We start from the raw sequence: 25,000 nt of genomic DNA, 5'->3' as shown, positions 1-25,000 counted from the left end.
AACCTTAGCAGATCTCTCTACTAGCAAAGAAAAATGCAATCTCAATTTTAGCATTTTCTAAACTATCGCTACCATGGACTGCGTTTGCATCAATGCTCTCAGCGAAATCAGCTCTAATAGTTCCTGGCGCAGCTTCTTTAGGATTTGTAGCGCCCATTAATTCTCTATTTTTAAGCACTGCATTTTGACCTTCAAGCACCATTACTACCACTGGGCCACTAATCATAAATTCGACTAAATCATTGTAAAATGGCCTACTAGCATGTACCTCATAAAATTTTTTAGCATCTTCAACGCTTAATTGTACTTTTTTAGCTGCTGCGATTCTAAGCCCATTGCTTTCGAATCTATCGATAATTTTACCGATTACGCCCTTTTTTGTCGCATCTGGTTTAATTATTGATAGAGTTTGTTCCATATCGATCTCCTATTAATCAGGTTTTAAAAATCGTGATTATATCAAAACTAAGCTTAAAAAAATAGTAATCTTTTTTAATTATAGTTAGATTAAGCTACTACAGGGTTTGTACCATCTCTTAAATTGGCACCAATGTCATCTCTGCTTGGCTGACCTTCTACTATATCACTCCATACAATACATCCATCAGTTGGACAGGCGTTAGCACAGGCTGGTTCATCATTATGACCTACGCATTCAACACATTTATCAGCATAAACATAATAAGTATCTTCACCAGTTGGATTATCTACGTCATCCACAATTGCGCCAACTGGACACTCATCAATACAAGAACCGCAACTAATGCATATATCAGTAATTTTTACTGCCATTTTATACTCCTTAAATTAAATTTAACCCGTAGGTTATCAAATTTAAACTTATATATAACTTAATATAAAATGATAATGATTTTTATTTAAGCTCACTAAGTATATCTAAAACTGATTTTTGAAGCGCTTTATCTTTAACATCAATCTTAAAATATATTTTAGCAATTTTTAAATCACTATTTATAATATTTACACTATCACCAAATGATGTTATACGCATTCTTTTAGTATCTACACCGTTGTTTGCCAGCATTGCAAACACACTATAAGCACGCTCGATTCCTAGCCTATAATCAGCAGCATAATCGCCAAAATCATCAGCATAACCTCTAATATCCACAGCTACAGAAGCTGGAATTTTATTTATAATCATAGATAGAATATTGATAAAGTTTATTACATCTGGATTATAAATTTTTGAACTTTGATGATCAAATTTAATGTTTGCTGGTAAATCGATCGCCACTTGATTTTCTGCTTGATCTAGTGTAACTTTATATCTTTCATTATTTACATTTACATTTGTTGGCGCATCATTTTGTACTTGCATTGTAATACTAGGACTATCAAATTCCTTATCACTTCTTGATGGTTTTTTAGTATCTTTTAATGAGTGAGTATCAGGAAAATCAAAAATCTTTATAAATTCAGTCTTTAATGCCTCTATTTTGGCTTTATTAATTGCTGAAATCGCATAAAGTGCAATAAAAAGTGCCAAAAGCAAAGAGAGAAAATCCGCATATGGAACAGCCCATTTCTCACCTGCTGGACACTCTTGTGCTTTTTTCTTTTTTGCCATATTCTACCTTAGTTAAATTGTGAATTTCTTGGTTCATTTTTATCTAGGAAGTTAAATAATTTTGCTTCCAAGCTTCTTGGATTTGCTCCTTCAGCAATACCGATTAATGCTTCTAGGATCATCTCTTTTTCTTTTATGATGTCTTTTGCATTGTTTAGCATTTTATTACCCCACGGAGCAAAAATAGCATACGAACCCATAATACCAGTAACAGTCGCTGTAAATGCCGAAGCAATACCAGCAGCCATCGCAGCAGGATTATCAAGTAGTTGTAATGCAAGCATAAGACCCATAACCGCCCCAACTAGTCCAAATGTCGGACAGCTCTCACCAGTTCTAATCCAATAATGCGCACACTCGTGATAATATTCTTCAGTTGTCTGAATAGATAACTCTAGATGCTCTTTGACTTCATTTATAGGTTGACCATCAACTAACATATTAAGCCCGGTTTGCAAAAATTCATCTTCAACCGCCATAGCCTTTTGTTCTAAAGACAAAATTCCATTTTTTCTAGCTAGCGTACTATACTCTACTAGCTCTGCAATCCTAGCACTCATATCTACACCAGAGCCTTTAAATACAATCTTTAGCTCTTGAAAAGTAGCCTTGATATATTTTTTGTTTGTAGCAGTCATAGATGAGAACATCGCTGTAGGTACAACAATGAGTACAGAACTAAGATGCAAAACATGCAAAGGATTACCACCTTCTAAAATATCTCCAACCGAGATACTTGCGATGGAAAAAACCATCCCTAAAATAGTAGAAATATCCATAAAGACCCCATTTTAAAAATTATTTAATTATTACATAATTTAACAAAAATTTAACTGAATTTTACCAAATTACTTTAGATTAGCCCAATTTTTTGCTATATTATAGTTCACGACCAATGGAACATTTAAATTTACAACACTGCTCATAACATTAGCCACTTGTGCTCCAAACTCCTGTGCCATATCATCACTAACTTCAAAAATCAACTCATCATGAATTTGAAGCAACATCTTTGCATCGCCTAACATTGGGCGAATTTTAAGCATTGCAAGCTTAATAATATCTGCAGCACTGCCTTGAAATTTGCTATTTACTGCTTCTCTTTCATACATTGCAATCTGCATAGCTGAGGCATTAGAAAAATCAAAATACCTACGCCTACTAAGTAAAGTCTCTACAAATCCATCTCTTTTGGCACTATCTTTTATACTTTGAAGATAATCTTGAACGCTACTAAATGCATTAAAATATCTAGTAATATACTCTTTAGCTGCCTTTTTGTCAATATCTAAATTGGCACTAAGTTTATTCACTCCCATACCATATATTAATCCAAAATTTATAGATTTTGCAATTGCTCTATTTTGCTTATTTGACTCACCAAAGATATTTATAGCTGATTGAGCATGAATATCTTTACCGCTTTTAAATGCCTCTACAAGTGCTACATCCTTACTAAAATGCGCTAGCAATCTAAGCTCAATTTGGGAGTAATCAAGACTTAAAAGACTATAACCATCTTTTGCTTCAAATACTGCTCTAAACGGCTTAGCATAACTTCCACGAGCTGGGATATTTTGCAAATTTGGATTTTTGCTAGCTAACCTACCAGTTGCTGTACCAGTATGAATAAAACTGGTATAAACCCTGCTATCAGCATCCTTTTGGGCTAAATTTAAAATCGGCTCACAATATGTACTTTGTAGCTTATAAAGCTCTCTATACTCTAAGATTTTAGCGACACATGGATGAAGCTCTACTAACTCACTAAGCACACTCTCATCGGTGCTATAACCAGTTTTTGTCTTTTTTTTGCTAGGAAGCTTTAGCTCATCAAACAGCACTTCACCTAACTGTTTAGTAGAGTTTATATTAAATTTTATTCCACATAGCTCATAAATTTGAACCTTTAAGCTTTCTAACTGGATATTATTTTTATCAATTAACTCCCTAAGCTTAGATTGATTTACTTTAATTCCATTATCTTCCATATCAAGTAAAGTTAATATAAAATCAAATTCAATCTCTTTTGCAATTTTTAGCATATTAGGCTCAAGTTTCTTACAAAAACTGTTATAAAATCTAAGCGTTATCCACGCATCTTCAGCTGCATATTTTGCTGCGCTCTCTAGTTCTACACTAGCAAAGGTTTCACCCTTTTTTACAACGCTTTCAAATTTAATCGTATCATAATCATAAAGTTTTTTAGCTAGTGCATCCATTCCTACACTTGTGCTTGGATTATCTAGCCATGCCATTATCATCGTATCAGCATAATTTTTCGGTGGTTTTATGCCAAAATTATTTAGTATAATTTTAAAATCATATTTTAAATTCTGCCCAATTACAAAAGCTGAAAAAATCTGCTCAATTGCCCAAGCTGCCACTTTATAGCTAACCATATTAGGTACACCAAGATAGCTATGATTTATAGGAACATAGTAACTCTTTTGTTCATTAAAACAAAAGCTAAATCCTACAATTTTAGCTTCTCTAGCCTCTATGCTAGTTGTTTCAGTATCAAAAGCAATTAGCGTATCACTACTAATACCCCCTAAAATCCTTTCTAGCTCATACTCATCAGTAATCAAAACCGGCTCAAAACTTAGCTCCTTTACTGGCTCATCACTTCTAAGATTAGCTAAAAGGCGATTTAATGAGTACTCTTTTAGAATATCTTGTATATTTATAAGTGGATTGTGTTGAGGAAATTTGGCATTTTGTAAATCAGGTGTTTTAAGCCCATCATATAAACTTGCGAGTCTCTTAGATATAAAAGCACTCTCTTTGCCCTCAAAAAGCAAATTTTTAGTTCGCTCATTTCTGACTTGATTTAAATTCTCATACAAATTCTCAATAGTTCCAAACTCATCTAAGAGCTTTTTAGCTCCTTTATCACCAATACCCTTAACACCTGGGATATTATCGGCACTATCACCAGTTAATGCTAAAAAATCTCTAACCTGCTCAGGATATATGCCATATTTTTCATAACAACCATCCCTATCATATAACTCCTTTTTAGCTGGACTATAAATGCTTACTCTATCATTGATTAACTGATATAGATCCTTATCATGAGTAACTACTTTAATTAATAAATCATCTTGTGGATTATTTTTGATAAAACTTGCAATAATATCATCAGCCTCATATCCTTCAACTCTTAGGCTACATAAGCCCATTCTCTCAATCATATCAATACATATTGGAAGCTGCTCTTTTAGCTCCTTTGGAGCTTCTGAGCGGTTAGCTTTATAATTTGGATCTATATCATTTCTAAAAGTTTTACCTCCGCTATCAAGGGCAAAAACAATATAATCACTATGAAATTCTTGCTTTAAATTTGCTATAAAATTAGCAAATCCATGTATCATTCCGCTTGGTTTGCCATCTTTATTTTTAAGTCCACTCATCGCATAGTAAAGGCGGAAAAAAAATCCAAAAGTATCAATTATCGTTAGAGTTTTCACGCTTTCTCCTAAATTTATCACAAATCTTACAAAGGCCGAATTTTTTAGCCATATTTCTAAGTCCTATAAAGATAAAAGCCCCTATATAAATTCCGCCAAAATCCTCTATAAATCCAATTAAAATTCCCCAAAAACCTATCCCTTCAGGCCTTGTAAATGCTAAATATAAACTAAACATAAAAGCACAAGCTAAAAATATATACTTTTTACGCTCTTGTAAATCATAAAAAAATCCAAGAATAAATCCAGGTAACGCACATATAATTGCACGCGCTAAACATATCATTAAAATTACTATAACTTCCATAATCTATATCAAAATCTTACTAGCAACGCCGATAATGGCACTATTTGAACGAAGTATATATGGAGAATTTAGAGCAAATTTAATCCCTATTTTATCTCTTTCATTTTGACTAAATCCACCTTCTGGCCCGATAAAAAGCATCTCTTTGCCCTCATATCCAGATAAACTCGCCCCACCAAAATCAATAAGCGCTACATCGCTTTTATAAGCTAAAAGCTCATCAATACTATTAAAAACCACAATCTCCATGATAGAATTTCTACCACACTGCTGAGAGCTACTAATTAAAATCCGCTCTAATCGCTCTAAATTTATCTTAATATTTCGCTGGGAAAACTCACAATATACTAAATTTAAACGCCCTACACCAAGCTCGTTTAGACTTGGCAAGCTCTTTTCTATTACGCTAGGATCAACTACTGCCCACGCTAGCTCAAATTTATGCTCTACAAAAGGGATTAATGATTTAAACACTAATTCCAAGCTAGCTCGCCTTCTATCCATACTAATAATCTCATAAATATAGCTATATCCATCTTTTAAATTTCTTATATCTACTCTTTTACCTTGAGTCAATCTAAGAGCTTTTAAATGGCTAAAGCTATCGCCATCAATATCTATATTCTCGCTTCCAGCACCAGCATGATAGATAAATTTCATAAAGCAATCCCTATAAATGTCCCAAATCCAACAATAGCTATTTCACAAAATATTTTTATAGCCATAAATTTCTTAAATTTACCAAATTCCTTATTAGCCCTTACTGCTTTTAACCGCTTAAACCCAATCGCACCAAGCGGAATTAATCCTATCCAGCATACAATCATTACCCAAATCGATAAACTCATACTAAAGTGTAAAATAGCCAAATTTAGCATTCCAGTAAAAAATATAAATGCCATAAAAACATAATAAGTCGGTAAGAAAAGCATAAGTCTTTTAATATAACCAAATTTAGCTGTATCACCGATAAACACAAGCCCTAGATGAACTACAAGCAAAGCTAAAAGTATCTTTATAAACCCAAGGTGCAAGCTAGCACTAAGCGCATATGTCTCAATCATTCTGCTACCGGCATTGGTGGAAAGTCACTATCAATTGTTGCATTACCATCGCTTTTGGCAATTGGCACATCCGGTGGCGGAATTTCTATAGCGTCATTTTTATTAGTTTGTGATGCTTTATCCTCACAACCACAAAAGCTAACAATTAATAAAATTATCAAGGATAATTTTCTCATTAACACTCCTTTGGATTTATAAATTTATTGCCATTTTTAAGCTGTTCGTAAAAATCAAAATCATTCCACTCATTTTTAATCTCATCGCTAAAGATTATCTCATCTAAATTTATAAGCCCCATTTTTGTGCTATATGCATCCTCTTTAAAACACTGCGCATAACCAGTAGCTGTTTCATGCACAATAATACTATAAAGCTCTACACCTTTTTCACCATTTTGCATAACACACTGACTAAGTAGCTTATCAATTAATACAAAAAATATACGGCTAAAATGTTCAGCACTTGGGTTGTATGGAAGCTCTATCCAGCGTTTAGAATGCTTTTTCATATCATTTTTATACTCATCGCTATCTTTTGCATATAATGTGGTCGTGTGATCAAAACTATCAATAATCATTCTAATGTGCTGTTTCATAAGCCCAAAATCATACACCATTCCAGCAGCATCAAGATAATCAGACTTTAATAACACCTCACATCTATAGCTATGACCATGAATACTCTCCTTGCAACGCTTAGAACTACAAAATCTTACGATATGTGCATTTTCAAAATCATAAATTTTTCTAATTATCATACATTAAACTCCATTTAAATCATTCCAAATTCGAATATGCAATCTATCGCTATAATTAAATCCATTTTCCATACATAAATTTACTACATTTTTAGCGTTGTATTCTAGCTCATTTTGGTCTCTTGCTAAAGGCATACACCAAACCTCGCCATTTTGTAAAGCTAAAATTTCTTTAATTTCATCAATCTGCTCACCAGTAGTTACAAATTTATAAAAACAACTAGCATTGCTAAATAGTGATTTTAACGCTTTTTTATTAATTCTTTTATGGGCTGGTTCACCACTTAGGGCTAATTTTACACTTACAGCAAAAGTGCATTTTTTATATATTGGAAATTTAGCAAAATCAACATCAATTGTTCCATTTGTCTCAAACTGTACGCTAAATCCCACACTAATAGCATATTCAAGAAACTTAAGCAAATCACGGTCGCTATAATAGATAAGCGGCTCGCCACCAGTGATAATGATTAAAGGTTTATGTTTTAACCCAAGAAGTAAGCTAATTAAACGCTGAGAGTCAAATTTTTCATACTCAAAATGCGATGATTGTGCGGCTCTAATAGTATCACACCCTAATAACATCTCTCCAGTTTTTGGTGAGCGAAGAGAGCAACCAAACCCAACACATTTAAGATTACATCCACCAAGACGGATAAAAAATGCATTTTTACCTTGAAATTTTCCCTCGCCCTGAATCGAACTAAAATACTCAACAATCTCAACCATATTATCCACCAGTTTGATAAAATGCTCTACTTGAGATCTCGCCTTTACCGTCATTTTCCCATTTGTTCTTCTCAGGTTTTGCATCTAAGACAGCTTTTAAAATCTCTCTAGCTTTTGTATAATCTCTAGCTCTCATAGCTTCTTTTATGCTTTGACCATCTTCATAGTATAAACATGGAATTAAAAGCCCATCAGCACTTAGGCGTAAGCGGTTACAACTAGCACAAAAATCATGCTTATGTGGATCAATTATTCCAAATTTATACCCATCGCTGGTTACAAATAGGCTTGAAGGGCTGTTTGGGCTTTTTGTAATCTCTTTTATGCTATACTTTTTAGATAATATTTCTAAAATATCATCCTTTTTAAGTCCCTTTAAATCACTAGCAGCGTGGGTATTTTCCATAAATTCGATATAACGAATTTGAGCATTTTTGCTTTTTGCAAACTCTAAAAGTTCTATTAACTCTCCATCATTTACTCCACGCAAAGCAACAGTATTTAGCTTTATTACAAATCCTTCATTTACTGCCTCATCAATTCCAGCTAAAACATAACTTAAAACTTCCTTTCTAGCTAGAAAATTGGCCTTTTTAGCATCTAAAGTATCAAGCGATATATTTAATCTTTTTAATCCAGCCTCTCTTAACTCTTTAGCTTTTTGCTTTAAATAATATCCATTTGTCGTCATCGCCAAATCAAGACCTGGCTTATAATCATTTATCATTTTAACAAATTTTTGAATATCTTTTCTTACTAGCGGCTCACCACCTGTGAGTCTAACCTTTTTTACTCCATTATCAAGGCAAATTTTAACAAATTCAAACATCTCTTCGTAGCTTAAGATATTATCCCTACCAATGTTATTGAATTGATTATCTTCTGGCATACAATATCTACATTTAAAATTACATAGCTCAGTTACAGAAATTCTTAAATAATCAATCACTCTGCCAAATTTATCAACTAGCATTACATCTCTTTTTTAAATTTCAAAATCATCGTAACTTGTCCTACGCCTAGTTGAAGATCTTTAGCAATCATCTCAGGACTTTTTCCAGCCCTATACATCTCAACTACCTTGCTCTCATTGCTTACTTCAAAACTTGGCGGTGTAATTTTGCTTATACTTTTAGTTCGTTCTTCAAGGTTGTATAGCCTATCTAATTGATCATCTTTTATCTCATTTACAGATTGTTCTATTATGCGAACATTTTCTATTATTGGAGCGATTTTATGACTTAATCCTTCGCTAATTTTAATATCAATTTGATGCTCTATCTGACTCATATCAACTGGATTTTGTAGCACTGGTGGCGGAGTTTGTGCTAATTCTGTTAGTTGTTTTTTGAGCTGATAATTCTCTTTTATTAGACCCTCTATTGCTAATTCAAATTTAGCAAATTTTAGATTTACTTGCTTATCTCTTAGCCAAAATATCGCTCCAAACACACCTAATAATAGCACAAAGGCTACATAAAGTAATAACTCATTGCTCACTATTTTTAACCTTCCTTATCTCTAATCTCTCGCTCTCAGCTACAAAAGCGTTCCACTCACGCTCATTACCTCTTGAAATTTTTAAAATCTTAGCACAATTTGGTGTAATTGCTTTAAAATATACCATAACTTCACGCTTGATAAATAATGGCAAATTTACCCTAGCAAAATAACTAGTCCCAATTTCTAAACAATCTTTATCAAATTCAAATCCCTCATATCCGATTTTACTAGTATCAAGGCAAAATTTAAGTGACTTTGGTGGAGTGTGCTGATTTTTAATGATATTTGATAACTCTTCTACTTTTTTATATAGTTCAACTAAAAGCTTTATAGTTAGCGGATCGCTATTCTCACCTTCACCCCTAGCCATCTCGATGCTTAGCCACTCATCGATATTGCTCCTACTTTGATTAAACTCACTCTCGTGTGCCCCATCCATATCAGGTTCAAACTCAATCTCAACCCTACTACTAATCAATCTAAAATCTACCATAAACTCACCAATACAAAGATAAAAAATATAATCCCTAAATAGCCATTTAAAGTAAAAAATGCTCTATCAATCTTACTAAAATCTCGTCTAACAATTCTATGTTCAAGATATAAAATAATTCCACTAACTGCTACACCTATAAATCCTATTATTCCAAGCTTTGCACTAATAGCAAAAAGTAGCCAAAAAAGTATTGTAAGAAAATGAAAAAGAGCGCAAATAAACATCGAAGCCTGCGCCCCATAAATACTAGGAATACTAAATAATCCCTTTTTTTTATCATAATCCATATCTTGCAAAGAGTATAAAATATCAAATCCGGCCACCCAAAAAACAACCCCACAAGATAACAAAATTACCCACAAAGGTATATCAGCAAGCACTGCAATAGCCCCAGCAATTGGTGAGAGCCCAAGACATATCCCAAGAACTACATGTGCAAGGCTAGAAAATCTTTTAAAGTACGAATATGCTCCTAGAATTGCTAAAATCGGAAAGCTTAACCAAAATGCAAGTGAATTTATAAAATATGCTACAACTACAAAAATTAATGCGTTTAACCAAATAAAGATTAATAAATTTTTACTGCCAATTCTACCATCTACACTTGGACGAGAAGCGCAACGTGGATTATCTTTGTCAATATCTCTATCTAGATAACGATTTGCTCCCATAGCAAAATTTCTAGCACTAACTGCACAAAATAACCCCAAAATCAACAATTCAAAACCAAACCAAACCGAACCATTTGCACTTTTTGAAGCTACAATCATCGCTACAAAGATAAATGGCAAGGCAAAAACAGAATGTTTAAATACAATTAATTCATTAATATCTTTTAAAATTTGTATAAATTTCGCCATATTTTTCCTTTAAGTTATTATTTTAGCAAAATTTATCTAAATTTTGATTGATAAATAGCTATTTTAAGCAATTTAAGGTGATGGTTTAGATAAAATATACAAAAATAAAGAGTCTAAAATGTTTTATGAATTTGCAATTATTGGCACTACTGCAAGTGGAAAAAGCGACTTAGCTATTAAGGTTGCAAGAGAGCTTAATGGAGTGATTTTAAGTCTTGATTCATTATGCTTATATAAAGAAATTAATATCGCTAGTGCTAAGCCAAGTAGCAATGAATTAGCTCTTGTTAAGCATTTTGGAATTGATATAGCTAGTCCTAATGATGAGTTTTGCGTAGGGGATTTTATCGCTGAATATAAGCAAGCTTTAGCATATGCAAAAAATCTAGATATTCCATTAATAATTACTGGTGGAAGTGGGTTTTATCTAAAAGCTATGCTAAGTGGCCTAGCGCCTAAAACAAAGCCAATCAAAATAGATATAAGTGATGATGAAATTTGGAATTTAGCAGTAAAAATTGATAGCGAATTTTGCTCTAAATTTAGCAAAAATGATAAATTTCGCCTACACAAATGGTATCAAATTTACACCCAAACCAGTGCCATTCCATCGCAATGGCTACGAGATAACACAAGCCAACCGGTGATTAAAAACTTACCAATTTTTGAATTAGTTTGGGATAAAATAGAACTAATAGAACGCATAAAAATCCGCACCAAAAATATGCTACAAAATGGCCTAATAGATGAGGCTGAGTATCTATTTAAACACTATAATAACTCTTTAAAACCACTTAATTCCATTGGCCTAAAAGAGTGTAAAGAGTATTTAAATGGCAAGATTAATCTAAATGAACTAGAAAATCTAATAATTATTCATACCACTCAGCTAGCTAAACGTCAAAGAACATTTAATAAAGGCTTTGATAGTATAAAACTTGATGGAAAAAATCTAGATTTAAGTGTGATTTTAACTCAAATCAAATCGCTAAATTCCATCAACTAATAACTTTTGCTCAGCGCAAAGCCCACGCCACTGGCTATCACCTGCAATCTCTAAGCATTCATTTATATATTTAGCTGCTTCTTTTAAATTATTTTGCGAGATTTCAATTTGAGCTATTTCGTGCAAGGCTCTAGCACGGTTATACGGTTTTAAATTTAGCGCAAAAAGCTCCTCAAGCTCATTTTTTGCCTCTTGAAGTTTTGACCTTGCAACTAAACTATCTATATATATAAAATTTGCTTCTGGGCTAAATGTATTGATATTTAGCTTTTTTTGTAAATTTAACACTTTTATAGCATAATCTACTGCGATTTGATTTCCTTGTTGATTAGCATAATGCATAGCAGTATCATAAGCCTCAATCAACATCAAATCAATACCTCTTTTCCCATCTAAGGTTTTAAGCGCAGATATAGCCTCATCAAATCTATTAAGCTTTAAAAGTGAATAAAATCTATATATAATCGCCTCACTTGGATCACTATATGGCACTTTGCTAGCTAGCTCAACAGCCTTAAAGCTAGTATCGATAGCATTAGTATAACGAGTAATTTTATAATTTATTTTAGTAAAATTATTTAACCAAACAACACGATTATTTAAATTTGGCTCATTAAGATGTTGTTCGGCTAAATTATATGCTTGAGTATAGCGCCTCATTCTATCATAGCAGTTAAATAATTTTAGTTTATCAGAAATTTTATCTTCTAATCCATATTCATCTATTAAAGCTATAAGATCTATACAATCTGAGTTTTGATTGCGGTTATTGGCTAAATTTAATGCTGCAGCATTCATTACATCAGCAACCTTACTCTCATTTAAATCAGCTATAAGACCACGCAATTTTAAAATATCGCCATATTTTTTCTCTTTAAAGCTTAAATCAACTTCAGCCTTAAGAGCCATTTTAGCTAACTCTTGTCCAGGATAACGCTCTAGCAAATCAGCATAGTGAGCGTGTTTTTCTTCGCTGCTTGTATTTGGCAAATCAAAAAATAGCGTATCTATAGCCTTATCTATTTCGCTAGTAAATTCATTATCAGGATACTCTTTTTTATATCTTTTTAAATATTCATGAGCGCTCACAGGGTCGCTTCCACGAACTAGTGTAGTACCTAAGCGACGAAGGCTAATTTCATAATGTCCATCATGTAAGGTTGAATCTTCAAATATCACTCTATAAAGCTTGGAGGCTGTATCAAATAGACCATTAGCACGTAATTCATCAGCAACCTCTATACTATAATCTTTATTATCTAAAATATATTTTGAATTTGCCGTAACAACTCTATCGATATAATGCGCTGCTTCAGTAAATCTTTGCTGCGAAAGATAAATTTTAACTAGCTTTAGCGAGGCTTCACTAGCAATATCTGGATCATTTGAGCTATATAAAACATCTTCATAAAATCTCATTCCATCGCCTAGTTTGCCTTGGGCTACTAAATAGTCAGCATAACCCATAATTGCTCGCTTGGTCCATTGATCTTCACTATATTCAGTCATTAACATATCTAGTATATACTCTGCATCTTCACGCAAATCGCTATTTAAATGTGCCATCATATTGATGTATAAAACCTCAGGATAATTTCTATCAGAACCATTAAATCTCATCCATAATTTGGCTGAATCTATAATAGTTTGATTAATTTTTTGAGTAGATTGGTACTCTGCTTCTTGGATTACTAGCTTATCCATAGCACGAATTTGATATAGCAAAAACTCTCCTAAGAATATACTATCTGGGTGCATATTCATCGCTTTTTGACTTTCATGAATAACCTCTCTATAACCTTTACGCTCATAGCTCTTTTTAATCGAGAGATATATACCCATATCGCCATTTTCGTTATATGTAATTGGTTCTTTATTTAAATCTAAAGCACCTACGCTTGGATGTATTAAATTTGGATATTTTATAGGAAAATTTATCCCATTAATATAGCTAGTATCTAATTCATTAAGGTGTTTATTTATATTAATAGTAAAATGTTTTGAATGGCTATCTTTATCAGCTTTAGCATTATGCGAATCAAATAGTTTATTATTTGCATTAAAGATTCTAGAGGACATTTTGGGCTGAATAACCACTGTAAATCCATCGCTTACAGGATGGAAACTAATTCTAGCAAATGGTAAATCTTGATTTTTTAAATTCTTTTCAAATTTAGCAAAAACCTTACAACTATATACTTTATTCTCTTCATTATTGCGTTCTTCGCAAATTATATCCTTATCATCTTGAAGATGGATTATATAGTATGAATCACTATGATACTTACCAGCATTTATACTTAATGTAAAAGCATGCAAACTAACACAAAAAAACAGGAAAAAAATTACACATCTCATATGCTTATTATATCACAAGTAAATTGAGCTTAAGCTTGAACGAGGGCTAATTTTTAGCTCTTTTGATTGAGTAAATTTATTTTTTTTAAATTTTGCCAATCCAGCTCTTGCTATCATAGCAGCATTATCACTACAAAATTCCATTGGTGCTACTAGTAAATTTATATCAAATTTATCACACAACTTAAGAAGCATACTGCGTAGATATATATTTGCGCTTGCTCCGCCTACTACGCCTAGATTTTTAAATTTATATTCTATACAAATCCTATTAAGCTTATCTATAATATGTTCACATGCAGCCCTTTCAAATCCAGCTGCGATATCGGCAAAATCAATATCTTGGCTGTTATTTGCTACACTCTTTTCTATTTCTAATCTAACTTGATTTTTAAGCCCTGAAAAGCTATATTCTAATCTTTTATCACCCTTTAATGGAATAGTAAATTTATATCTATGACTATTTGATTGTTTGGCTAAATTCTCAATTGCCACTCCGCCAGGATAACCTAGTCCCATCATTTTAGCAACCTTATCAAAACTCTCGCCAAAGCTATCATCGCTAGTCGAAGCTAGTGTGGTAATATCTCCATTTTCATCAACATATAAAATCATAGTATGACCGCCACTAACTAATAAAACACCAAGAGGCAGCTGTTCAGATTCTTCTAAAAATAGCGAAAAAATATGTCCTACTAGGTGGTTTACCTCAATTAATGGTAAATTTAATCCAATAGCAAGTGCTTTTGCTACACTTACTCCACCAACAAGACTTACACTAAGACCGGGTTGATTTGTTACTGCAATTGCTTTAATATCCTTAAAATATGGCTGAATCTCTTTAATCAAATTTGGTAATGCTGCAGTATGAAGTCTTGCAGCTAGCTCAGGCACAACACCGCCATATTTACTATGTTCTAATTCTTGGCTAATTTTTTTATGATATTTTAGCTCTAAATCTAAACCCAAAAGTGCTACTGAACTATCATCACAACTACTCTCAATCCCTAAAATCACTTTACAAACTCCACCAAAATCATACCAATAAATTTATCTTTTGAGTCTGTCTCTTCATAAAATTCAACCCTATAAATTGACTCATCTTTATCCATAGAAAAGCGTGATTTTATCATATCTTTACTAATTTTTATACCGCTTTCATCTACTGGGGTTGTGCCATAGCCTATTATATTGGTTCTCACCCCATCTCTTTTGATTATCTCAAAGCTATTTTTAGCACTGATTTTTTGTCCTAAAATTACAAATTTAGGCTCTCCTTCATCTATGCGAATTTCAATTTCATTAATCAAATTTGAATACTCAAAAAACTGCGGCGTAAATCTTGTTACAATCTTATTGCCATAATGGATATTATATTCATCTTTATTTTTAGTAAGAGCAACTAAAGCATTATCACAATCAAACTCTAGCTCGCCATCATTTGAAAGCGGAATATAACCTAAGCGAGATTTTGGCGAATAAAACATAAACTTTCCGCACACTAAAACAGATAAATCCTCATCAAGCGCCTTTTTAACGCCTTGCGGTGTTAGCTCAAATTTACGCTTAAATTCGATCCCAGCTAGCTTTAAATATTCTTCTACTGCAATTAAGTGATAATAAACTCTCTCATGCACCGGCAAGGTTTTACTCGCTTCATTTGCATATGCTGCCTTACCATTTTTTATCGCAAAATATGAAAGGCTCTTTAACATCTCTTTATCACCTTTGGCTGTATGCGTGTTGCGTAAATGGTACTTATGCTTTGGATCTAAAAGGTGCTTATTTAACTCTTTTACTACCTTATTTGCAGTAACTTCTAAATCGCCATATATAACATTTGGCAGAGTTGCTTGGTCAATAATAGCAATATTTCCCCAACGATTTGGATTCATCATTTTATTTATATATTTTGGACGATAAAAACCACTTCCATCGTGCAAATTTATAAGCATAGTAATATTAGGTTGTAAAACCAAAGATTTAATCTGTTCTACTATATCTTTTTCAGGGTCTTTATCTGAAAGTGTATCAAATTTGCGATTCATATCTCCATTTATGCCACGAGATTTTTTAATAATGCTTGGCATATTTAAATTTGGCACTACATATAGCGATCCTGATATAATCTCATATCCACGAGCTAATAAATTAGCAGACATAAATCCACCTGGTTCATCGCCTTGAATTCCGCCAGTTACAAGTACAGTATTGTTATTATCAATGCCAAGTTTTATTAAAGAAAACTCGCCATAAGCATAACTAGCAAATATAAAAATAGTTAAAAATGCAATAATTTTACGCAATATAATTCCTTTAATTTCTCATATTTTAATAATTTTTTGTTAAAAATTGATAAAATTTAACTAATATATCTATGTTTTATATACTCTCTTACTTTTTGATTTATCTCGATTACAGACTCTAAGCTATCTAGTTTAAAACAAAAAAATCTATCCAAAGCATCAAAAATTGCACTACTAATGGAGTTAAATTTAACCTTCTTACTTAAAAATCCTGCTACTATTTCATCATTTGCAGCATTTATAATTGCACCAATTTGTGGATTTTGCAAGAGATTATCTTTTAAACTAAAAGCCCTATATCGCTCTAAATCAATTGGCTCAAGAGTTATGTTTTGTAATTTTGCAATATCTAAATTTTCAATAATTCTTTGATTATTAAGACCTATGGCATGAGCAATAGCTAATCTCATATCTGGCTTTGATATATGCGCAGTTGTAGAGCCATCTTTAAATTCGATAAGTGCGTGAATTAAAGACTTTCTTTCTATATATGCTTCTATATTTTGGCATCCATATAGCCAAAACGCTTCAATAATCTCAAATAGCTTATTTACCATTGTAGCGCTATCAATAGTAATCTTTGCCCCCATATTCCAATTAGGATGTTTTAATGCATCTTCTACACTAGCATCTTTTAAACTAGAAATATCACGCCCATAAAAGGCACCACCACTTGCTGTAATAATCAATCTATGTAGCTTTGGGCGATCTTTTAGCAAAAATTTCAGTCCAAAATGCTCACTATCAATTGGCGTAATCTTTGAACAATCTAAGAATTGCCCACCAGCTACAAGACTCTCTTTATTTGCCAAAGCCAGATCAAATCCCAACTTTAAAGCCATCACACTAGGCACTAATCCATCAAATCCTACAAAAGCATTTATAAGTTTTGAGCCATGACTTTGCTCATCACATGCTATTAAAAATTTCTCTATTCCATCTTTTTTGCTAAAAACAAATTTGTGATTTACCAAAGGTTTTAAGCTATCATCATCTATATATACTAATTTTGGAGAAAATTCCTCTATTTGTGCATTTAATACTTTAAGGCTACTTTTACATGCTAAAGCATCGACTTTTAAGTTATACTCTTTGGCTAAATTTAATGCATTTAGACCGATACTTCCACTGCTACCAAGAATTATCATACAAGCACCATATACATCGCCAAGACGCCAAATAGATATCCATCCATTCTATCTAATAATCCACCCTGTTCACCTAGTATTACACCACTATCTTTAACGCCTGCTAAACGCTTTAAATAACTCTCAAATAGATCTCCAAATATCCCAAAAATTACCACACTAACTGAACATAAAATAACAATTAAAAAGTCTATATCCATCAAAAATAACCCAGCAGCCACACCAAATACAGACCCAATCACAAATCCGCCTACAACACCTTCAAGAGTCTTATTTGGGCTTGAAGCACTAAAATTTCTTTTGCCAAAAAATTTTCCTATAAAATAGGCTCCACTATCACTAGCCACCACGCTAAAAATAAGCCAAAATAGTGCCGCAATTCCATAACTTTGATAAATTGCAAAGAGCATAAACATTGGTGCAGTTGGATATATGAATGGCAAAATTATCTTTAAATTCTCATTTTTAGTATATGCTAAAACACTAGCTACTACAATCAAATTTAGAAGTATTATCTTAAAAATATCTTGAATTCCACCAATAAAAGGTAGTAGTGTAAAAAATGCCACTGCAATCACTGCAAGCGACTTTTCCTTAAGTCCATAAAGCTTTAGACTCTCTAGCACAGCAATAGCCAAAAGTACGCCAAAAATAGCAAAATTTAGCCAAAAAATATCTAGCACCACAACTGCCAAAAACGCCGCAAACAAAGCGACCCCAACAAAAATTCTCTTTTTCATCAACAATCCTTAAAAGCTGTGATTTTACCCAAATTTAGCTAAAATTTAACCAAATTTAGTTGATGAATTTGGCTACTGTTTGACGCTTATTATATGTATCAAAATATTTTATCTCAACCTTTCCAGCCCTATTTGGTAGCTTACATTGCAAAGCCCACTGCCTTACTACTCTATCTAGCAAACTGCTAACTCCATCAATGCGACAGCTCTCTATCCTCTCTCCATCAAAACTTACTATAACATTACTTGTGCCAGCTCCATAAATATATGCCCCAAGCATTCCTCGCTTAGCTACTACAATGTCTATTTTGTTAATATCTCCAGCTTGTAATGCTATACAAAAAAGCGCTAAAAATATATATCTCATATTACACCACTATATCTAATCTTTTAAACTCAATCCCATCCATTTCATCAAATTCGCCATCATTACTCTCATCAAGCTCAAATTCATCGCTTTCTTTATCATTGTGCTTTGGCTTGTGATTTTGCCCATTTAAATCCTCTTTTTGCGTCTGTTTTTCATGCTCATTTTCTGGATCAATTCTGTAGCTCTCCTCAGTTGGGCGAGTTTCTTCGATCTCTTTTTTCTTTTCAGCTGACGCTGCAGCATTCATTGCCATTTGCATATCTAACTTAGATTGAAAATCGCTTTGCACTGATGCTGCAACTGGAGCATTTTGATTTACATATACCATACTTGCTACTGGACCTATTGCCATGATTTTACCTTTTATTTTTATATATTCTACCAAATAGATCGGCAAAATTTGTAAATATTTGCAAATTTAGCGCTCAAAATTAATAAAAAAATGTTAATATTAAAGCCATTACTTATAAAAGGAAAAATATGAAAATAGTATGTCTAGATGCTGATACATTAGGTAATGATGTAGATTTAGATGCTGTATTTGGCAAATTTGGTGAGTTTGTTAGCTATAATATGACTGAGGCTAATCAAACAGTTCAAAGACTTCAAAATGCAGATATAGTATTAACAAATAAAGTATTAATTACAAAAGATGTTATTGCTCAAACAAATTTAAAATTAATCTGCGTAACTGCAACTGGCGTTAATAATATCGATTTAGAAGCTGCAAAAGAGGCTAATATTCCAGTTAAAAATGTAGCTGGCTACTCCACTAATAGCGTAGCTCAACAAACTTTTGCCAATATTTTAGCTCTTAGAAATAGTACAAGCTACTATGAAAACTATGGCAAAAATAGCGATGGTTGGGCAAAAAGTCCAATATTTGTAAATTTAGATAGACCAATTTTCGAACTTAGCGGTAAAAGATTTTGCGTAGTTGGTCTTGGCACAATCGGTCTTGAAATAGCTAAAATCGCTCAAGCTTTTGGTTGCGATGTTTGCTACTACTCAACAAGTGGAAACAACTCAAATAGCAAATTTAAAAGAGTAAGCTTTAAAGAGGCTTTACAGTGCGATATAATAAGCATTCACGCCCCATTAAATGAAAATACAAAAAATCTATTTGATGCTAATGCCCTAAACCAGCTAAAAGATGGCGCAATGCTTGTAAATAGCGGTCGTGGCGGTATAATAGATGAAGAAAAAATCGCCCAAATTATAGATGAGCGTGAAATTTATTTTGTTACTGATGTGCTTGAAAAAGAGCCAATTAGAGCCGATCATCCTTTATTAAAAGTAAAAAATAAAGATAGATTAATGATTACTCCGCATATTGCGTGGGCAAGCGTAGAGGCTAGAAAAAAACTAATTGAGCTAAGTGCTAAAAATATAGAAGATTTCATAAAGGGGTAAAAATGGCTGATGAACATAGCTTTGATATAAGTGCAAGTGTCGATATGATGGAGGTCAAAAACGCTCTAGAAGTAGCTAAAAAAGAAGTTACAAATAGGTTTGATTTTAAAGGGTTAAAGGCTGAAATTGAACTAAATGAAAAAGATAAAACCATTACTCTTTTAAGCTCTAGCGACTCTAAAATAGATGCGCTAAAAGATATAGTAATAAGCAAATTAATCAAACGAGAAATACCACCAGTTGCACTTAGTGAAAAAAGCAGAGAAAATGCAAGTGGCGGTAATACAAAATGCATACTAAAACTAAATGATACCCTTGATAGCGATAATGCTAAAAAAATTACAAAAGCGATAAAAGAGGCTAAAATCAAGGTAAATGCATCAATTAGAGGCGATGAAGTAAGAGTAGTAAGCAAGTCAATTGATGAGCTTCAAAATACAATAAAGCTAGTAAAAGGTTTAAATTTAGAACTACCACTAAGCTTTAAAAATCTAAAATAAAGAGGTTAAAATGAAATTTAAAAAATTTATCACAGCATTTTTGCTTTTACTAGCAGTAGGGGCAAATGCTATCACTGAAGGTAAAGAGTATATCAAACTACCATCTAATGCGCAGTTTAAAGATGCTCAAAATAGCGTTATAGAGATCTTTAGCTATGGATGTATTCACTGCTATAATCACTTTAGGGCTGGAACACTAAAGTTTGTATCTGAAATCCTGCCAGATCTTAAATATGATGAGTGGCAAGTGCGTCAAATGGGCGAATTTGGTTTTGTGATGAGCGAGGTTTTAGGCTATGCTAAGAGCATAGATGAGAAAAATAGAATAAATAGCCTAAGTGCAAAATCGAATTTTCATCAAGTATTAAAAGGCTTTTTTGAAGATGCTTTTGTAAATAAAAAAACATATAAAAATGGCGAAGAATTCTACCAAAGAGCTGTAAGCATTTTAAAAGCAAATGGAGTGCAAAATGCTAGCATACAATCTATCTTAGATTACGCAGATTCAAATGAGGGTAAAGAGTATGCTAAATTAACTAACCAAGCTTTAGAGGTAGCTAAAATTAGCGGTACTCCTGGATTTATAGTAAATGGTAAATACCTTATCAATATTGAACACATAAATAGCCAAGAAGAACTAGTAGAGGTAATATCTGAGCTTATAAAATTAAAATAAAGTTAAATTTAATATTTAATTTAAAATATCTGCTATAATTTGCGATTTAAATCAATTTTAAAGAGTTATAGCAGATGAAACCTCTCTCCATAGTCCAAAATTTAGCACTCAAATATGCAAAATATTCGTTAAATAGATCTTTAAAAACTCAACTAAATTTAGATATATTACAAAATAGTAAAACCAAACTTCCAGATCCAAATATAAATTATATGCTATATGCGCATATACCATTTTGTCATACATTTTGTCCATATTGTTCATTTCATAAATATGCCTATGATGAAAACCTTGCTAAAGAGTATTTTAAAAATCTTCGCCAAGAAATGAAACAAATCCATACATTAGGATATAAATTTAACTCAATGTATGTTGGCGGTGGCACAACTCTTATAAATGAAGATGAGCTGATAAAAACCTTAGAGCTAGCCAAAAAGCTTTTTAATATAGATGAGATATCATGCGAGAGCGACCCAAGCCATATAAAACCTGCAAATCTTAAACGCTTTAAAGGATTAATTAGTCGGCTAAGTATTGGTGTGCAAAGCTTTAATGATGATATTTTAAAGCGTGTTGGCAGATATGAGAAATTTGGCTCAAGTGTTGATTTAGTAAATAAACTAAAAAATGCAATTAATATCTTACCGGTTACAAGTATAGACCTAATCTTTAACTTTCCAAATCAAACCAAAGATATGCTACTAAATGATATAAATCTAGCCAAAAGTATTGAAGCGCAGCAAATTACATTTTATCCGTTGATGAAATCAAATTTAACCAAAGACAAAATTGCTTCTACTTTAGGCAATAGTTACAAAGATAACGAGTATGAGTTTTACTCTATTATAGAGGAGAATTTCAAAGATTATCATAAAAATAACGCCTGGTCATACGCTAAAGAAAAATCTAGCCTAAATGATGAATATGTAAGCTCAAAACATGAGTATTTAGGAATTGGAAGTGGTGGATTTAGTTTTCTTGGTGGGGAGCTTTTTATCAATGCGTTTAATCTAAATAAATATAATGAAAAAATTCAAAACCAACAAAGTTCAGTAATTGCAAATTGCAAATTTAGCTCAAAAGAGCGGGTAAAATATCTATTTTTGACCGAAATTTTTAGTGGATTTATAGATATTGATAAATTTAATCAAACAAACAATATAAATCTATATAAAACTCTAAATTTAGAACTCAATCTCTTAAGGCTTGTTGGTGCGATAAAAATTCAAAACAACCATATAGAATCAACTCAATTTGGTAGATATTTATGGCTTAGCTTGATGAAGGAGTTTTATATCGGTATGGATAAGGTTAGAGCTATTTTCAAAGATGATGCAAAGCTTAAAAATAGCTCTAAAATAAATGTAATAAAGAGTCAAATTTAGATTATTTTATATATTTTATATTTGCTTTTACCTTTAATTTATTAAAATAATCCATTATAGCAATCTCTCTTTCTTGTTCTACCATTGCATTTACTACAGCTTGTTCTACTACTTCAAATGGCGGTAAAACTGAGCCACTTTTAGCTACTATATAAAATCTTTCTAACCCCATTGGTCCTTCTAAAATCGGTGTAAATTCACCATTTGGGGTAGTATTAAAGATATAAACTAACCCAGGAGCAATCTCAGATGAACTTAGACTTAAATTCTCTTTTTGCACTCCGTTTATTTTTGCTTTATAATCTTTAGTTTGCAAATTTAAAGCCTGTGGATCATTTGAAGTATAACGAATTAGGCTAACCTTATCAAATTGCAAAAACATTCCAGAATTATTTTCATAAAATCTTTTAGCATTTTGTGGAGTGATATTTTGGTTTGGAGTATTTAAAATTCCAGCATAAAGCTTCTCTTTTTTAATCGATATTTCCATATTTTCACGCATTTGTGTTTCACTTGTACCACGAGATTTTATAACTGATTTAAATGTTTCAACGCTCATTTTATTTGCACTGGCTAACTGGGCGATCTTTTGTTCTATTTCTAATTGACTTGCAGTTATATTTAGCTTTTTTATTTGAGCAAGCTCAAGTTTATCTTTTATTAGTAGATTTAGTGCAGCCTCTTTGTTTAGATTCATCTTAGTCATCGTAGTGTTTAGCTCATAAGTCGTAATAGGTTCATTATCTACAGTCGCAACTAAACCACCTACAAATCTAGCATTGGCACAAATAGCCAAAAATAGTGCTGTAAAAATTAAATTTTTTATCATATAAAACCTTTATTAAAGCAAATTTGAGCTAAAATTATATCCAAATTTAAATAAATAATAGGATAATTATAATGCTAACTACAAGATTTGCTCCATCTCCAACTGGATTTTTACACATTGGTGGGCTTAGAACTGCACTATATAGCTATCTTTATGCTCGCAAAAATGGCGGTAAATTTCTACTTCGCATAGAAGATACCGATCTTAAAAGAAACTCACAAGAGGCTACAATTGCTATTAGAGAAGCCTTTAATTGGTGTGGGTTAGATTATGATGGTGAAGTAGAGTATCAATCAAAAAGATTTGATATTTATAAAAAATATATTGATCAACTACTAAAAGATGGCAAAGCCTATAAATGCTACACTACTCAAGAAGAGCTAGCTCAAATGAGAGCCGAGGCTGAAGCCAATAAGCAAAGACCAAAATATGATGGCAGATATAGAGATTTTACAGGCACACCACCACAAGGCATTGAGCCTGTAATTCGTATAAAAGCTCCACTTGATGGAGTAATTGAATTTACCGATGGAGTAAAAGGGTATATTAAATTTAACTGCGAGGATATCTTAGATGATTTTATTATCGCTAGAAGTGATGGGTCGCCTACATATAATTTTTGTGTTGTGATAGATGATGCATTGATGGGAGTTACACATATCATTAGAGGCGATGATCACCTAAGCAACACGCCAAAACAGATTATACTATATGAAGCACTTGGATTTAAAATTCCAGAATTTTTTCATGTAGCTATGATAAATGGAAGCGATGGAGCAAAACTTAGTAAAAGACACGGCGCAACAGATGTAATGGAGTATAAAAATATGGGCTATCTACCTGAGGCATTGCTAAATTTCTTAGTGCGTCTTGGCTGGAGCCATGGAGATGATGAGATATTTAGTATGCATCAAATGTTAGAGCTATTTGATCCATATAATTTAAGCAAATCAGCCTCTACATATAATCCATCAAAACTAGAATGGCTAAATGCTCACTACATAAAAACTTTACCATTTGAAAGATTAGCTGATGATATGCTATATTTTGGATTAGATTTTAGGGCAATAAATAAAGGCCAAATGCTACTAGATCTATTAAGAGAGCGTTCAAAAACTCTCTTAGAACTAAAAGCTTCGGCTCTTGCTATCATCAATCAACCAACAAATTATGACCAAAATGCTGTGAAAAAATTTATAAATGATGATAATAAGCTACTTTTAAGCGAATTTGCCAACTCTCTTGGTAATGCCAATATGGATGCTAAGGCAGTTGAGGAGATGACAAATGAATTTCTAACTCAAAAAGGCAAAAAGCTAAAAGATCTAGCCCAACCAATTAGAATAGCAATCACAGGTAGTGCGGTAAGCCCAAGTATCTTTGAAGTTATAGAATTTATCGGTCTTGATGAGTTAAAATCAAGAATCCAAAACTTCCTAAAATCTTTATAAAACTTAGCTAGAGCTTAAGGCTCTGGCTTTTGTTTTAT

General features: G+C 32.5%; 29 protein-coding genes. 6 read left to right on the top strand and 23 right to left on the bottom strand.

Annotated features, from left to right (window positions below; genetic code table 11):
• Positions 1–4: 4 nt before the first annotated feature.
• The 15 genes from ndk to mqnP all read right to left on the bottom strand — a co-directional run bounded on the left by ndk (position 5) and on the right by mqnP (position 10,780).
• Positions 5–418, bottom strand: a complete 414-nt coding sequence (gene ndk, locus CIGN_RS01515) for a nucleoside-diphosphate kinase (RefSeq protein ID WP_086302044.1) — start codon at positions 416–418, stop codon at positions 5–7.
• Positions 419–507: 89 nt separating this feature from the next.
• A complete protein-coding gene (locus CIGN_RS01510) occupies positions 508–792 on the bottom strand; it encodes a 4Fe-4S dicluster domain-containing protein (protein WP_086225355.1) in 285 nt (94 codons plus the stop codon).
• Positions 793–874: 82 nt separating this feature from the next.
• Positions 875–1,591 (bottom strand): flagellar motor protein MotB, encoded by a 717-nt coding sequence (gene motB, locus CIGN_RS01505; protein ID WP_086228289.1) that lies wholly within the window; start codon positions 1,589–1,591, stop codon positions 875–877.
• Positions 1,592–1,599: 8 nt separating this feature from the next.
• Positions 1,600–2,370 (bottom strand): flagellar motor stator protein MotA, encoded by a 771-nt coding sequence (motA, locus tag CIGN_RS01500; RefSeq protein WP_086302043.1) that lies wholly within the window; start codon positions 2,368–2,370, stop codon positions 1,600–1,602.
• A gap of 69 nt (positions 2,371–2,439) precedes the next feature.
• Positions 2,440–5,064 (bottom strand): DNA polymerase I, encoded by a 2,625-nt coding sequence (gene polA / locus CIGN_RS01495; protein ID WP_086302042.1) that lies wholly within the window; start codon positions 5,062–5,064, stop codon positions 2,440–2,442.
• A complete protein-coding gene (locus CIGN_RS01490; RefSeq protein WP_086234914.1) occupies positions 5,042–5,350 on the bottom strand; it encodes a hypothetical protein in 309 nt (102 codons plus the stop codon). The genes polA and CIGN_RS01490 overlap by 23 nt, the downstream gene beginning before the upstream one ends.
• Positions 5,351–5,374: 24 nt before the next feature.
• The gene (locus tag CIGN_RS01485) at positions 5,375–6,031 is read right to left on the bottom strand and encodes a 16S rRNA (uracil(1498)-N(3))-methyltransferase (RefSeq protein ID WP_086228292.1); all 657 of its coding nucleotides are present in this window, start codon (positions 6,029–6,031) and stop codon (positions 5,375–5,377) included.
• Positions 6,028–6,435, bottom strand: a complete 408-nt coding sequence (locus CIGN_RS01480) for a hypothetical protein (protein ID WP_086302041.1) — start codon at positions 6,433–6,435, stop codon at positions 6,028–6,030. Before CIGN_RS01480 ends, CIGN_RS01485 begins: the two co-directional genes overlap by 4 nt.
• Positions 6,432–6,611 (bottom strand): flagellar basal body L-ring protein FlgH, encoded by a 180-nt coding sequence (locus CIGN_RS01475; RefSeq protein WP_086225348.1) that lies wholly within the window; start codon positions 6,609–6,611, stop codon positions 6,432–6,434. The genes CIGN_RS01480 and CIGN_RS01475 overlap by 4 nt, the downstream gene beginning before the upstream one ends.
• A complete protein-coding gene (locus CIGN_RS01470) occupies positions 6,611–7,192 on the bottom strand; it encodes a 6-pyruvoyl trahydropterin synthase family protein (protein ID WP_086302040.1) in 582 nt (193 codons plus the stop codon). Before CIGN_RS01470 ends, CIGN_RS01475 begins: the two co-directional genes overlap by 1 nt.
• A 3-nt stretch (positions 7,193–7,195) precedes the next feature.
• A complete protein-coding gene (locus tag CIGN_RS01465; RefSeq protein ID WP_086227294.1) occupies positions 7,196–7,921 on the bottom strand; it encodes a 7-carboxy-7-deazaguanine synthase QueE in 726 nt (241 codons plus the stop codon).
• 1 nt (position 7,922) lies between these two features.
• Positions 7,923–8,894, bottom strand: coding sequence for a GTP 3',8-cyclase MoaA (gene moaA, locus CIGN_RS01460; protein ID WP_086268550.1), 972 nt, complete (start codon positions 8,892–8,894; stop codon positions 7,923–7,925).
• Positions 8,894–9,421, bottom strand: a complete 528-nt coding sequence (locus CIGN_RS01455; RefSeq protein WP_086227240.1) for a DUF6115 domain-containing protein — start codon at positions 9,419–9,421, stop codon at positions 8,894–8,896. Before CIGN_RS01455 ends, moaA begins: the two co-directional genes overlap by 1 nt.
• Positions 9,411–9,917 (bottom strand): hypothetical protein, encoded by a 507-nt coding sequence (locus tag CIGN_RS01450; protein ID WP_086302039.1) that lies wholly within the window; start codon positions 9,915–9,917, stop codon positions 9,411–9,413. The genes CIGN_RS01455 and CIGN_RS01450 overlap by 11 nt, the downstream gene beginning before the upstream one ends.
• Positions 9,911–10,780 carry a menaquinone biosynthesis prenyltransferase MqnP gene (gene mqnP, locus CIGN_RS01445; protein ID WP_086302038.1) on the bottom strand — a complete coding sequence of 290 codons (870 nt, stop codon included), beginning with the start codon at positions 10,778–10,780 and terminating at the stop codon, positions 9,911–9,913. The genes CIGN_RS01450 and mqnP overlap by 7 nt, the downstream gene beginning before the upstream one ends.
• 118 nt (positions 10,781–10,898) lie before the next feature.
• On the opposite strand from mqnP, the gene miaA reads away from it, so the two are divergent.
• Positions 10,899–11,786, top strand: coding sequence for a tRNA (adenosine(37)-N6)-dimethylallyltransferase MiaA (miaA, locus tag CIGN_RS01440; protein ID WP_086302037.1), 888 nt, complete (start codon positions 10,899–10,901; stop codon positions 11,784–11,786).
• Here the strand turns inward: miaA and CIGN_RS01435 are convergent.
• Genes CIGN_RS01435 through CIGN_RS01405 form a run of 7 tightly spaced genes read right to left on the bottom strand, consistent with a single transcriptional unit; the run spans position 11,769 to position 19,060 of the window.
• Positions 11,769–14,144 carry a tetratricopeptide repeat protein gene (locus tag CIGN_RS01435; protein ID WP_143297680.1) on the bottom strand — a complete coding sequence of 792 codons (2,376 nt, stop codon included), beginning with the start codon at positions 14,142–14,144 and terminating at the stop codon, positions 11,769–11,771. The two genes, miaA and CIGN_RS01435, sit on opposite strands and share 18 nt — an antisense overlap.
• Positions 14,145–14,156: 12 nt before the next feature.
• Positions 14,157–15,161 (bottom strand): tRNA (adenosine(37)-N6)-threonylcarbamoyltransferase complex transferase subunit TsaD, encoded by a 1,005-nt coding sequence (gene tsaD, locus CIGN_RS01430; protein ID WP_086225340.1) that lies wholly within the window; start codon positions 15,159–15,161, stop codon positions 14,157–14,159.
• Entirely contained in the window at positions 15,158–16,450 is a 1,293-nt protein-coding gene (locus tag CIGN_RS01425) for a M99 family carboxypeptidase catalytic domain-containing protein (RefSeq protein WP_236844770.1), read from the bottom strand. Before CIGN_RS01425 ends, tsaD begins: the two co-directional genes overlap by 4 nt.
• Before the next feature lie 56 nt (positions 16,451–16,506).
• On the bottom strand, positions 16,507–17,598 hold the full coding sequence (gene dxr, locus CIGN_RS01420; RefSeq protein ID WP_086302035.1) for a 1-deoxy-D-xylulose-5-phosphate reductoisomerase: 1,092 nt from the start codon (positions 17,596–17,598) through the stop codon (positions 16,507–16,509).
• A complete protein-coding gene (locus tag CIGN_RS01415; RefSeq protein ID WP_086234908.1) occupies positions 17,595–18,338 on the bottom strand; it encodes a phosphatidate cytidylyltransferase in 744 nt (247 codons plus the stop codon). Before CIGN_RS01415 ends, dxr begins: the two co-directional genes overlap by 4 nt.
• Before the next feature lie 55 nt (positions 18,339–18,393).
• Entirely contained in the window at positions 18,394–18,705 is a 312-nt protein-coding gene (locus CIGN_RS01410; protein WP_086233410.1) for a hypothetical protein, read from the bottom strand.
• 1 nt (position 18,706) lies between these two features.
• The gene (locus tag CIGN_RS01405; protein ID WP_086229411.1) at positions 18,707–19,060 is read right to left on the bottom strand and encodes a hypothetical protein; all 354 of its coding nucleotides are present in this window, start codon (positions 19,058–19,060) and stop codon (positions 18,707–18,709) included.
• Positions 19,061–19,188: 128 nt separating this feature from the next.
• Between CIGN_RS01405 and CIGN_RS01400 the strand changes: the two genes are divergently transcribed.
• The 4 genes from CIGN_RS01400 to CIGN_RS01385 all read left to right on the top strand — a co-directional run bounded on the left by CIGN_RS01400 (position 19,189) and on the right by CIGN_RS01385 (position 22,682).
• Positions 19,189–20,121 carry a D-2-hydroxyacid dehydrogenase gene (locus CIGN_RS01400; RefSeq protein ID WP_086243152.1) on the top strand — a complete coding sequence of 311 codons (933 nt, stop codon included), beginning with the start codon at positions 19,189–19,191 and terminating at the stop codon, positions 20,119–20,121.
• A gap of 2 nt (positions 20,122–20,123) precedes the next feature.
• Complete coding sequence (locus CIGN_RS01395; protein WP_086241487.1) at positions 20,124–20,621, top strand: YajQ family cyclic di-GMP-binding protein; 498 nt, start codon at positions 20,124–20,126, stop codon at positions 20,619–20,621.
• Positions 20,622–20,631: 10 nt separating this feature from the next.
• Complete coding sequence (locus CIGN_RS01390) at positions 20,632–21,297, top strand: thioredoxin domain-containing protein (RefSeq protein ID WP_086302034.1); 666 nt, start codon at positions 20,632–20,634, stop codon at positions 21,295–21,297.
• A 74-nt stretch (positions 21,298–21,371) separates the two neighbouring features.
• Complete coding sequence (locus CIGN_RS01385) at positions 21,372–22,682, top strand: coproporphyrinogen III oxidase family protein (RefSeq protein ID WP_086302033.1); 1,311 nt, start codon at positions 21,372–21,374, stop codon at positions 22,680–22,682.
• Position 22,683: 1 nt separating this feature from the next.
• Here CIGN_RS01385 and CIGN_RS01380 read toward each other — a convergent pair whose 3' ends face one another.
• The gene (locus CIGN_RS01380) at positions 22,684–23,511 is read right to left on the bottom strand and encodes a peptidylprolyl isomerase (RefSeq protein WP_181892513.1); all 828 of its coding nucleotides are present in this window, start codon (positions 23,509–23,511) and stop codon (positions 22,684–22,686) included.
• A 71-nt stretch (positions 23,512–23,582) separates the two neighbouring features.
• On the opposite strand from CIGN_RS01380, the gene gltX reads away from it, so the two are divergent.
• On the top strand, positions 23,583–24,962 hold the full coding sequence (gene gltX, locus CIGN_RS01375) for a glutamate--tRNA ligase (protein WP_086252238.1): 1,380 nt from the start codon (positions 23,583–23,585) through the stop codon (positions 24,960–24,962).
• The last annotated feature ends 38 nt before the right edge of the window (positions 24,963–25,000 follow it).

This window comes from Campylobacter devanensis (assembly GCF_002139915.1).
GTDB classification, from domain to species: domain Bacteria; phylum Campylobacterota; class Campylobacteria; order Campylobacterales; family Campylobacteraceae; genus Campylobacter; species Campylobacter devanensis.
The sequence above is the reverse complement of the archived record's forward strand: the minus strand, read 5'-3'. Positions and strand labels throughout refer to the sequence as shown.

Bases quoted from the DNA above. Each gene is read 5' to 3' on its own strand.
- moaA (WP_086268550.1), bottom strand. From the start codon at position 8,894: ATGCTAGTTGATAAATTTGGCAGAGTGATTGATTATTTAAGAATTTCT.
- dxr (WP_086302035.1), bottom strand. From the start codon at position 17,598: ATGATAATTCTTGGTAGCAGTGGAAGTATCGGTCTAAATGCATTAAAT.
- motB (WP_086228289.1), bottom strand. From the start codon at position 1,591: ATGGCAAAAAAGAAAAAAGCACAAGAGTGTCCAGCAGGTGAGAAATGG.
- ndk (WP_086302044.1), bottom strand. From the start codon at position 418: ATGGAACAAACTCTATCAATAATTAAACCAGATGCGACAAAAAAGGGC.
- CIGN_RS01475 (WP_086225348.1), bottom strand. From the start codon at position 6,611: ATGAGAAAATTATCCTTGATAATTTTATTAATTGTTAGCTTTTGTGGT.
- CIGN_RS01435 (WP_143297680.1), bottom strand. From the start codon at position 14,144: ATGAGATGTGTAATTTTTTTCCTGTTTTTTTGTGTTAGTTTGCATGCT.
- gltX (WP_086252238.1), top strand. From the start codon at position 23,583: ATGCTAACTACAAGATTTGCTCCATCTCCAACTGGATTTTTACACATT.
- motA (WP_086302043.1), bottom strand. From the start codon at position 2,370: ATGGATATTTCTACTATTTTAGGGATGGTTTTTTCCATCGCAAGTATC.
- CIGN_RS01400 (WP_086243152.1), top strand. From the start codon at position 19,189: ATGAAAATAGTATGTCTAGATGCTGATACATTAGGTAATGATGTAGAT.
- CIGN_RS01415 (WP_086234908.1), bottom strand. From the start codon at position 18,338: ATGAAAAAGAGAATTTTTGTTGGGGTCGCTTTGTTTGCGGCGTTTTTG.
- CIGN_RS01485 (WP_086228292.1), bottom strand. From the start codon at position 6,031: ATGAAATTTATCTATCATGCTGGTGCTGGAAGCGAGAATATAGATATT.
- CIGN_RS01395 (WP_086241487.1), top strand. From the start codon at position 20,124: ATGGCTGATGAACATAGCTTTGATATAAGTGCAAGTGTCGATATGATG.
- mqnP (WP_086302038.1), bottom strand. From the start codon at position 10,780: ATGGCGAAATTTATACAAATTTTAAAAGATATTAATGAATTAATTGTA.
- CIGN_RS01450 (WP_086302039.1), bottom strand. From the start codon at position 9,917: ATGGTAGATTTTAGATTGATTAGTAGTAGGGTTGAGATTGAGTTTGAA.
- CIGN_RS01480 (WP_086302041.1), bottom strand. From the start codon at position 6,435: ATGATTGAGACATATGCGCTTAGTGCTAGCTTGCACCTTGGGTTTATA.
- CIGN_RS01405 (WP_086229411.1), bottom strand. From the start codon at position 19,060: ATGGCAATAGGTCCAGTAGCAAGTATGGTATATGTAAATCAAAATGCT.
- CIGN_RS01390 (WP_086302034.1), top strand. From the start codon at position 20,632: ATGAAATTTAAAAAATTTATCACAGCATTTTTGCTTTTACTAGCAGTA.
- CIGN_RS01410 (WP_086233410.1), bottom strand. From the start codon at position 18,705: ATGAGATATATATTTTTAGCGCTTTTTTGTATAGCATTACAAGCTGGA.
- CIGN_RS01380 (WP_181892513.1), bottom strand. From the start codon at position 23,511: ATGATAAAAAATTTAATTTTTACAGCACTATTTTTGGCTATTTGTGCC.
- miaA (WP_086302037.1), top strand. From the start codon at position 10,899: ATGTTTTATGAATTTGCAATTATTGGCACTACTGCAAGTGGAAAAAGC.
- CIGN_RS01510 (WP_086225355.1), bottom strand. From the start codon at position 792: ATGGCAGTAAAAATTACTGATATATGCATTAGTTGCGGTTCTTGTATT.
- CIGN_RS01385 (WP_086302033.1), top strand. From the start codon at position 21,372: ATGAAACCTCTCTCCATAGTCCAAAATTTAGCACTCAAATATGCAAAA.
- CIGN_RS01470 (WP_086302040.1), bottom strand. From the start codon at position 7,192: ATGATAATTAGAAAAATTTATGATTTTGAAAATGCACATATCGTAAGA.
- CIGN_RS01490 (WP_086234914.1), bottom strand. From the start codon at position 5,350: ATGATATGTTTAGCGCGTGCAATTATATGTGCGTTACCTGGATTTATT.
- CIGN_RS01465 (WP_086227294.1), bottom strand. From the start codon at position 7,921: ATGGTTGAGATTGTTGAGTATTTTAGTTCGATTCAGGGCGAGGGAAAA.